The organism is Pigmentiphaga sp. MLSB6-MA01 (assembly GCF_058793475.1).
The window spans coordinates 1-8,640 of record NZ_JBXAFV010000025.1; the positions used below are offsets into that span (position 1 = coordinate 1).

At 69.2% G+C, this 8,640-nt stretch carries 9 protein-coding genes and 1 pseudogene; 4 read left to right on the forward strand and 6 right to left on the reverse strand.

Annotated elements, in window-relative coordinates; all coding sequences use genetic code 11:
• Window positions 1-76 (forward strand): annotated as a pseudogene (locus AC1Q6E_RS27605) (zinc-binding alcohol dehydrogenase); the annotation flags it as partial.
• 29 nt (window positions 77-105) lie between these two features.
• Here the strand turns inward: AC1Q6E_RS27605 and AC1Q6E_RS27610 are convergent.
• From AC1Q6E_RS27610 to AC1Q6E_RS27625, 4 genes are all read right to left on the reverse strand, one after another.
• A complete protein-coding gene (locus AC1Q6E_RS27610; protein WP_152794292.1) occupies window positions 106-498 on the reverse strand; it encodes a cupin domain-containing protein in 393 nt (130 codons plus the stop codon).
• Complete coding sequence (locus AC1Q6E_RS27615; protein WP_152794294.1) at window positions 495-1,478, reverse strand: tripartite tricarboxylate transporter substrate binding protein; 984 nt, start codon at window positions 1,476-1,478, stop codon at window positions 495-497. Before AC1Q6E_RS27615 ends, AC1Q6E_RS27610 begins: the two co-directional genes overlap by 4 nt.
• A 77-nt stretch (window positions 1,479-1,555) precedes the next feature.
• Complete coding sequence (locus AC1Q6E_RS27620; protein WP_152794296.1) at window positions 1,556-2,269, reverse strand: maleate cis-trans isomerase family protein; 714 nt, start codon at window positions 2,267-2,269, stop codon at window positions 1,556-1,558.
• A 42-nt stretch (window positions 2,270-2,311) separates the two neighbouring features.
• Complete coding sequence (locus AC1Q6E_RS27625; protein WP_152794298.1) at window positions 2,312-3,433, reverse strand: NADH:flavin oxidoreductase/NADH oxidase; 1,122 nt, start codon at window positions 3,431-3,433, stop codon at window positions 2,312-2,314.
• Window positions 3,434-3,571: 138 nt separating this feature from the next.
• Between AC1Q6E_RS27625 and AC1Q6E_RS27630 the strand changes: the two genes are divergently transcribed.
• Window positions 3,572-4,201 (forward strand): NIPSNAP family protein, encoded by a 630-nt coding sequence (locus AC1Q6E_RS27630; protein ID WP_296560255.1) that lies wholly within the window; start codon window positions 3,572-3,574, stop codon window positions 4,199-4,201.
• Between the two features lie 36 nt (window positions 4,202-4,237).
• Here the strand turns inward: AC1Q6E_RS27630 and AC1Q6E_RS27635 are convergent, their stop codons facing one another.
• Complete coding sequence (locus AC1Q6E_RS27635) at window positions 4,238-5,782, reverse strand: acetolactate synthase large subunit (protein WP_296560261.1); 1,545 nt, start codon at window positions 5,780-5,782, stop codon at window positions 4,238-4,240.
• A gap of 90 nt (window positions 5,783-5,872) precedes the next feature.
• The gene (locus AC1Q6E_RS27640) at window positions 5,873-6,808 is read right to left on the reverse strand and encodes a Bug family tripartite tricarboxylate transporter substrate binding protein (RefSeq protein ID WP_492573927.1); all 936 of its coding nucleotides are present in this window, start codon (window positions 6,806-6,808) and stop codon (window positions 5,873-5,875) included.
• Between the two features lie 115 nt (window positions 6,809-6,923).
• Here AC1Q6E_RS27640 and AC1Q6E_RS27645 point away from each other — a divergent pair, with 115 nt between their 5' ends.
• Both AC1Q6E_RS27645 and AC1Q6E_RS27650 read left to right on the forward strand, forming a co-directional pair.
• The gene (locus AC1Q6E_RS27645; RefSeq protein WP_492573928.1) at window positions 6,924-7,946 is read left to right on the forward strand and encodes a WD40/YVTN/BNR-like repeat-containing protein; all 1,023 of its coding nucleotides are present in this window, start codon (window positions 6,924-6,926) and stop codon (window positions 7,944-7,946) included.
• A 4-nt stretch (window positions 7,947-7,950) separates the two neighbouring features.
• Complete coding sequence (locus AC1Q6E_RS27650) at window positions 7,951-8,523, forward strand: carboxymuconolactone decarboxylase family protein (protein WP_492573929.1); 573 nt, start codon at window positions 7,951-7,953, stop codon at window positions 8,521-8,523.
• Window positions 8,524-8,640 lie beyond the last annotated feature (117 nt).

An 8,640-nucleotide genomic window follows, 5' to 3' on the forward strand; every position in this document is an offset into this window, starting at 1 on the left:
GCCCCTCGAACGCATCAACGAGGGATTCGACCTCATGAAGAGCGGCGAGTCCATACGATCGGTCGTGCTGTACTGACCACGGCGGCCGCGCCCCGCGCGGCCGATTCAGCGCGGCCCGGTCGGGGTCGTGACGACCAGGAAGACCAGGTTCGCCAGCCCGGTGTTGTGCAGCGCGTGGGGCACGCCGGGCGGAATGAGGACGAAGCTGCCCGCGCGCACGACCTGCCGTTCCTGTCCCAACTCCAGCAGCCCCTCGCCATCGACGAAGTAATAGATCTGCTCTTTCTCGTCGTGCACGTGGCTTTGCACATAGGCCATGGGCTCGTAGCTCGACAGCCGCAGGTCCAGGTAGCGGGCACCCGGCGTCTGCGCGCTGACCAGGATCTTGGACAACGCGCCGCCGAAATGGCCGGGCGATTGCTCCCACAGGAACTCCGCCAGCTCGCGGACACGGGCTTCGGCGGCCGGCGCCCATGCCGCAGAGGGCGCGGCGCTCATTCGACCTTGTCCAGTTTCACCTTCTTGGCCAGCGTCACCCACCGGTCGCTCTCTTCGCCGAAGTAATCCCTGAGCGCCTCGGGTGGACCGCCCCGCGCCTCCAGCCCCAGCCCGTTCAGCTTGCCGATCAGTTCCGGGTTCCGCAGCGCCTTGACGGTCGCGGCATTGACCCGATCGACGATCGCGCGCGGCGTGCGGGCGGGCGCGAAAATGCCTATCCACTCCTGGATGCTGAAGCCGGGCAGCCCCCCGGCCTCCGCCACCGTGGGCACGTCCGGCAGCGCGGGATTGCGCGTGGCGCCGCTGACGGCCAGCGCGCGCAGCTTGCCGCTGGTGATGAAGGGATACGCGGTGGGCAACACCGCGAATACGAACGACACCTGGCCGCCCACCAGGTCCGCCATGACCGCGCCGCCCCCCTTGTAGGGAATGTGCTGGGCCTCGATGCCGGCCGCGCTCTTGAACACTTCGGTGGTCAGGTGGTTGCCGCTGCCGTAGCCGGCCGACCCGTAGTCCAGTCCCCCTGGCCGCGACTTCGCCAGCGCGATGAACTCCTTCAGGTTCCTGGCCGGCAGCGAGGTCGGAACCACCAGCACCGTGGGCACTGTGGCCAGCAGGCTGACCGGCGCGAGATCCTTGCGCGCGTCGAACGGCAGCTTCTTGAACAATACGGGATTGGCCGCCAGCGCGGTCGATGTCAGCAACAGCGTGTAGCCGTCCGGCTCCGCCCGCGCGACCGCCTCGGACCCCGGGATCGAAGCGCCGCCGCTGCGGTTCTCGATCACCAGTTGCTGGCCCAGCGCCTCGGAAACGTAGGGCGCGACGAGCCGTGCGGTGATGTCGGTGACGCCGCCGGTGCTATAGGGAACGACGAGCCTGATCGGCTGGGTGGGATAGCCTTGCGCGCCGGCCCCCCCTGCCGCGAATACCAGCATACCCGCGAAGACGGTCGCGGCCGATTGCCTGATGCCTCTCTTCATGATGCCCTCCTGGTGGTCCGCGTCGGCGTCGGGCGCGATCGCGGCTGTCTCGATGGTTTTTTTCGTGTCGCCGGTTTCTACCGGCGTGTCGTCTGCGCCACGGCCTGCAAGGCCCGCCACGCGGTGGCCTTGATTGAAGACCAGACAGGCCGGCCGAGCTCCGCCTGCAGGGAATCCAGGATGTCGTAGGTGGGCAATTGCGAACAGGCGATGAACAGCGCGTCGCAACCGTCGTCCATCGTGTTCCGCGCCAACGCCGCCACCTCCGGTGCCGTGATGCGCCCCAACGCTTCGACATCGGCCGCGGCCAGGCTGCTGACGCGGTGCGCCTCGATCCCCCCCTCGGCCAGGAACAGACCGAGGTTGCGGTTGACTTCGTCGCTATAGGGCGTGACCAGCGCGATGCGGCGAGCGGCAGCCGCCTGCAGCGCCGCCACCATCGACCGCGCGGTGGTGACCACCGGCTTGCCCGTGATCGCCGCCAGCTCCTCCGCCAGTTGCGCTTCGCCCCGGGGCCCGGCGATGAACCCCGCCGCCGTGCAGCCATATGCCACCACGTCGATATCCGGGGGAAAGCTCGCCGCCAGTTCAAGCGCACTGGCCTTGTAGGGAGGCAGGGTTTCCTTGGTCAACAAGCCCGCGCCGCGCGGGATCCGCAAGGTGACGCACCGTGACCCGTCCGGCAGCCAGGCGGTCAGTTCCCGCTCCATGGTGGTGTTGTTCGCCGGCACCATCAGCCCGACTTTCAACGGCGCGGGCGAGGCATACGCATTCATAGTCGGAATCTCCATGTTCGCGATCCGCGCGCGATGCGCGCTTTCGTAACGCGGTGTCTAGGAAGCACTGGCGCCACCCGGCCTGACCAGCCGGGCTCCAGGCCAGGCGGCACTGGCGGCGCGCGCATAGGGCTTGGGATAGTCGACCGCAGCGCCCAGGGCTTCGGCCGCGTGCCATCCCCAGCGGGGATCGTCGAGCATCGCCCGTCCCAACGCCACGAAGTCGGCGCGTCCGGACCGTACGATGGCGTCGGCCTGCTGCGCGAGCGCGATCATGCCGACCGCGCGGGTGGCCAGGCCCGTCCGCTGGCGGACCTCGGCGGCGAACGGCACCTGATACTCCGGCCCGACCCGGATCTGCTGGCGCCCCACCAGGCCGCCGCTGGACACGCAAACGTAGTCGCACCCGATGGACTTCAGGGTGCCGGCGAAGGCCACCGCATCGTCGAGCCCGAAGCCGCCCTCGGCCCAGTCGCTGGCGCTGATGCGCACGCCCAGGGCCCGATCGGACGGGACCACGGCCCGGACCGCCTGCGCGACCTCCAGCGGAAAGCGCATGCGGCGTGCGGCATCGCCGCCATAGGCGTCGTCGCGCCGGTTCGACAGGGGGGACAGGAACTGGTGCAGCAGGTAACCGTGCGCGGCATGCAGTTCGATCACATCGAAACCGATGCGCACTGCCCGCCGGGCGGCGGACACGAATGCCTGCGCGACGCGCCGCAATCCGGCTTCGTCGAGTTCGGCCGGAACCGGCCCGCCTTCGTCGGCCGCCAAGGCCGAGGGCGCCAGGACGGGCCAGCCCCCTTCCTCGGCAGGCAGCGGCCCGCGCCCCGCCCAGGGCAGGCGCACGGATCCCTTGCGCCCGGTGTGCGACAGTTGGACCCCCAGGCGGGCGCCTCCCCACTGCCGGCAGAAATCGACCACGCGGCCGAGCGCCTGCTCTTGCGAGTCGCCATACAGGCCCAGGCATTGCAGGGAACCCCGGCCGTCGGGCTCGACCGCGGTGGCCTCGGTCATGACCAGCCCCGCGCCGGAATACGACAGTTGTCCCAGATGAACCAGATGCCAGTCGCTGGCACAGCCATCCGGCGCGCTGCTGTACTGGGCCATGGGCGACACGGCGATCCTGTTCGGGAGTTCCATGCCACCCAGCACGAGCGGAGAAAAGAGTGCAGTCATGAGTCAGATCGTCGCTTGCGCGTGGCCGGGGCGATGCAGGGACTCGGCGGCGGCAGTCGCCTTCTGGACGCCCCGATTAAAAAATTATCTTATAATTTGGGAAACTTTGTCAATAAACGAGACGTAAGAGGCGCCGCCATGCCCATCGACGAACTCCGCATCTACACCGTCGCCCCCGGCGGCCTGGCCGAGTATCTCCGGCTGGCCCAGGAGGTTGCCGTCCCCGTTCGAGGCGATGCCTACGGCCGGCTCCTCGGCTTCTGGTTCGGCGAAATCGGCTCGGTCCATCGCATCTTCAATCTCTGGCAGCACGACGATCTGCAAACACGGCAGGCCGCGCGCGCCCGGCTCGCCGCGCTGCCGGCCTGGCGCGACGACTATGTGGCGAAGGTGCATCCGCTGATGCAGGAGCAGGAGATCCGGCTGATGGAGGCCATCGCGCCGCTGGCACAACCTCCGGCCCCGGACCGCAATATCTACGAGACGAGGCTCATCCGCACCAAGGTAGGCAAGGCCGCGGAGTTCGCGGCCCTGTTGCGCGATGCGCACCCCGATGCGGCATCCGTCGCTTCCGTGGGCATCTGGACCACGCAGGCCGGGCGCCTGAACGAGGTCGTGCAGATACTGGCCTATCGCGACGTGGGCGCGCGCCTGGCCGCCTCGCTGGCCCAGGACGGATGGCGCGCCTTTCTGGCGCGGCACGGCCATCTCGTCGATCGCATCGAATCGAGCCTGATGCTGGCCGCGGCCCACTCCCCGCTGCGCTGACGGCACGGCGGGGCCCCACTGCCGCGGCCGCCGGGTTCAGGGTATGCGCGCCTCGATCAGGAACGGCCCCCGCCGGGCGCACGCACCGCGGAAGGCATCCGCCAGGCCCGACACCGTATCCACCGCCACCGCCTCGACCCCTTGGCCGCGCGCCAGCGCCACCCAGTCCAGCTCGGGCCCCACGAGGTCGAGCATCCTGTGCGCCTGTTCGCCGGGCTGGTCGATACCCACGCCCTTCAACTCGCCCTGGAGGATCCGGTAGCTGCGATTGGCCAGGATGAGGGTCACCACGTCCAGCCGCTCGCGCGCCTGGGTCCACAGCGCCTGGAGCGTGTACATGCCGCTGCCGTCGCCTTCGAAGCAGACCACCTTGCGGTCCGGGCAAGCCACGCTGGCCCCCGTGGCCATCGGCAGGCCGGAACCGATGGCGCCGCCGGTGATCTGCAAGTAGTCATGCGGCGCCGCGCCGTCGGTAAACCGGAACAGCGAACGGCCCGACGACACGGATTCGTCGCACAGGATGGCACCCTCGGGAAGCAGGGCGGCCATGGTCTGCATGACGGTATCGGCATCGAGCGGGCCATCGGCGGGCAGCCCTGGCGCCGCGGCCACCGGAACGGGCGCGGCGCCAGGCAGGCCCAGTTCGTCGGCCAGCCAGGCCAGCGCATGCAAGGCGTCGCCACCCGGTTCGACCAGGGCCTGGATCTCGCAGCCGGCGGGCGTGAGCATGCGCGGCTTGCCCGGATAGCCGAAGAACGCCGCGGGCGGATGACTCCCCACGAGGATCAGCACATCCAGTCCCGCCAGCGCGGCCACCCCCTGATCCACGGCGAACGGCACCCGCGGAACCACCAGCCGGCCCCGTCCCCGCGCGACCCGGCGATTCGACTGCGAGGCCATGACGCGGATACCCGCGCCGGCCAGTCGGGCCACCACGGGCAGGCCAGCCTCTTCCAGCGCTCGTCCGGTCACCAGCACGGCGCAGCGTCGGCCGGAGCGCAGCGCCTGGACCGCCCGGCGCATCGCCTCGGCCGACGCCCGCGCCAGGGCCGGCGGCTCGGCGGCCCCCATCGGCTCGCCGCCGGGGCTCCAGGCGGTATCGGCCGGCAGGATGAGCGTCGCGATCTGTCCATCCTGGCTGCGCGCGGCGGTCACGGCATCGGCCGCGTCCCGGGCGATGCTCCGTCCGTCGCCGCCCACCCGCCACCAGTCGGAAGCCAGGGCCGCCGCGCCCGGTACATCGCTGCGCAGCGGGCTTTCGTACTGCAGATGATCGCTCGCGTGTTCACCGACGATGTTCACGATGGGCGACCGGGCCTTGCGGGCATTGTGCAGATTGGCCATGCCATTGGTCAGGCCTGGCCCCAGATGCAGCAAGGTCGAGGCGGGCCGCCCGGCCATGCGCGCATAACCATCGGCCGCCCCGGTCACCACCCCCTCGAACAGGCCCAGCACGCATCGCATGCCGGGCACCCGATCGAGGGCGGCGACGAAGTGCATCTCCGACGTTCCCGGATTGGCGAAACAGACGTCCACGCTGGACGCGAGAAGGGTCCTGACAAGCGACTCGGCGCCATTCATCATGCGGCACTATCCCATCGAAACAAAACGTTATGATCCCGCCGCGCGCGCCCATCCAGGGCGGCTGCGCGGCATCCCTCCCGACTCCGGTCAGTTCGCCGTGATGTTCGCATCCCGGATCACTTTCGCCCAGCGCGAACGCTCCTCCCGCATGAAGCGGCCGGCCGCCTCCGGCGGGCTGGCCACCACGGCGACCCCCAGCGCATCCAGGCGCTCCTTGATTTCCGGGCGGGCGAGCACGACGGCGATTTCCTTCTGCAGGCGGTCGATCCGGTCCTGCGGCGTCCTGGCCGGCACCACCATGCCGAACCAGTTGGTAACACTGAAGCCCGGCAGGGTCTCGGCCACGGCCGGGGCGTCAGGGAAGACGGCCAGCCGCCGGTCGCCGGTGGTGGCCAGCGCGCGCAGGCGCCCGGCCTCGACGAACGGCAGCCCGATGGCCGTCGCCTCGAAGGTCATCTGCACCTGCCCGGCGATCACGTCATTGATGGCGGGCGTGCTGCCTTTGTACGGCACGTGGGTCAGCTTCAGGCCCGTGGCGGCATTGAACAGCTCCCCCGCCATGTGCGGCAATCCGCCGTTGCCGCTGGACGAGAAATTGACCTTGCCGGGGTTCGCCTTGGCATAGGCGATCAATTCGCCCACGGTGCGGGCCGGCAGCGCGGGATTCACGTACAGCACGAACCCCGACGAGGCGACCACGGTGACCGGCGCGAAGTCCTTCTCCATGTCATAGCTGAGGTCCTTGGTCAGCACCGGCGTGATGCTCAGATTGCCCATCGTTCCCATCAGCACGGTATAGCCGTCGGCTTCGGCTCTCGCCACGCCCTGCGTGGCCACCACGCCGCCGGCGCCCGGCTTGTTCTCGATCACCACGGGCTGGCCCAGCCGCTCCGCCAGCGGCGGCCCCATCAGCCGCGCAATGGTGTCGATCGCCCCGCCCGGGGGAAAGCCGATGATGATCCGCACCGGACGCTCGGGGTAGGCCGCGAGCGCGGGCGCGCCGACTGTCGCCAGGAGCGCCATGACCGCCAGGATCCGTTTTATTGCTGTCTCCGAATAATAAAATTTCTTACATAGTAGTATATTTTTACGGAAAAGATATACTGATGATCTGGCGTCATCAAGGAGGCAAACGGGGATGTCGAGGCGTATCGAAGTCTATGCCGGCACCGCCGGCCATTCCGCATGGTTCAGCGAAGACCGGGGAGAAACCTGGCTGCATCCGAACAGCCATTCGGGCATGTATCTCGAGGCCCGCGTCTGGACGTTCAGCAGCCATCCCGCCAGGCCGGGCGTCCTGCACGCGGGAACCGACATGGGCATCCATCGCTGGGACGAATCCACGACCCGCTGGACCCCCGTACCGTCGCCGCTGGCCGATGTCTGGGCGCTGGCGCAATCCCCCGTCGACCCTGACGTCCTCTACGCTGGCGGACGGCCCGCCGCGGTCTATTGCAGCGAGGACGGCGGCGCCTCCTGGCGGCCGTTCGATTTACCCGGCGCGGCCGCCTTCTCGCCCATCAACCAGGGGCCCACGCGCGTCACCCAGATCCTGGTCGATCCCGTCGATCCCGACGTGCTGTGGGCCACCATCGAAATCGGCGGCATCTATCGCAGCGGCGATCGCGGCCGGACCTGGGAGCCCAGGAACGAGGGGCTCGTATCGCTGGACGTCCACGGCATCGCGGTGCTGAGGAAGCCCGGCGGGGTGCGCACGATCCTGGCCACCACCAATCGCGGCCTGCACCGCAGCGACGACGATGGCGGCCATTGGACGTTCCAGCAGCTCGACTCTCCGTGGCAATACACCCGAGCCGTGGTGCCACGCGCGGATACCGACCGCATCGTGTTCCTGACCAACGGCAACGGCCCCCCGGGCAGCGATGCCCGCCTGCTGCGAAGCACGGACCATGGCGACACCTGGCAACCCGTCCCGCTTCCAGGCCGGCTCAACAGCACGCTGTGGTGCATCGCGACGCATCCGTCCGATCCCATGCTGCTGTTCGCCTGCACCAACCTGGGCCAGTTGTTCCGCAGCGTCGATGGCGGCGACCAATGGGAACGCCTGCCCCACGAATTCGGCGAAGTGCGCGCCCTGCACTGGCGCATGGCCGACATTCCCCCGGGCCGCCCGCCTCACTCCATTACCGTCAGGAACTAGGCTCATGCAAGAACCGCGCTTTCCCCGCATTCCCCCCGAACAGATGGACCCGCGCCAGCGGGAGGTGGCGGCCAGCATCGCCGCCGGGCCACGCGGCGAGGTCAAGGGCCCCTTCCTTGCGCTGCTGCACCATCCGGACCTGGCCGATCGCCTGCAGCAACTGGGCGAGCATCTGCGGTTCGGCACGGGACTGCCGCCCGAGCTGGTCGAATTGGCGGTGCTTGTCACGGCCCGGCATTGGGACTGCCAGTACGAATGGTTCGCCCACCGGCGCATCGCGCTGAACACGACGAGTCTCGACACTGCCGTGATCGACGCCATCGCCCACGGGCAGCCGCTGCCCGCCATGCCGGACGAACAGCGCGACGCCTGCGACTTCTGCGGCGAACTGCTGCGCGACGGCGAGCCCGGCGAGCGCGCCTACGATGCCATCCTGCAACGCTACGGCAGGCGCGGCGTCCTGGACCTGCTGGCGCTTTGCGGCTATTACGGCCTGCTGGCCATGGTCCTCAATACCGCGCGCATTCCACTGCCCGACGGCACGCCGGCGCCCCTCCCGCCGAAGCACCGCTCCTAGGCTGCATCGACACTCATGAATGTCTGGGATCGGGTTCCTGAACCGTCCTTGACCGGTGGGGTGGGGCGGCCCGCGGTGGGGCGCAGCGAAGCCGGTCCCGCTGCGCGGGACTTCCCG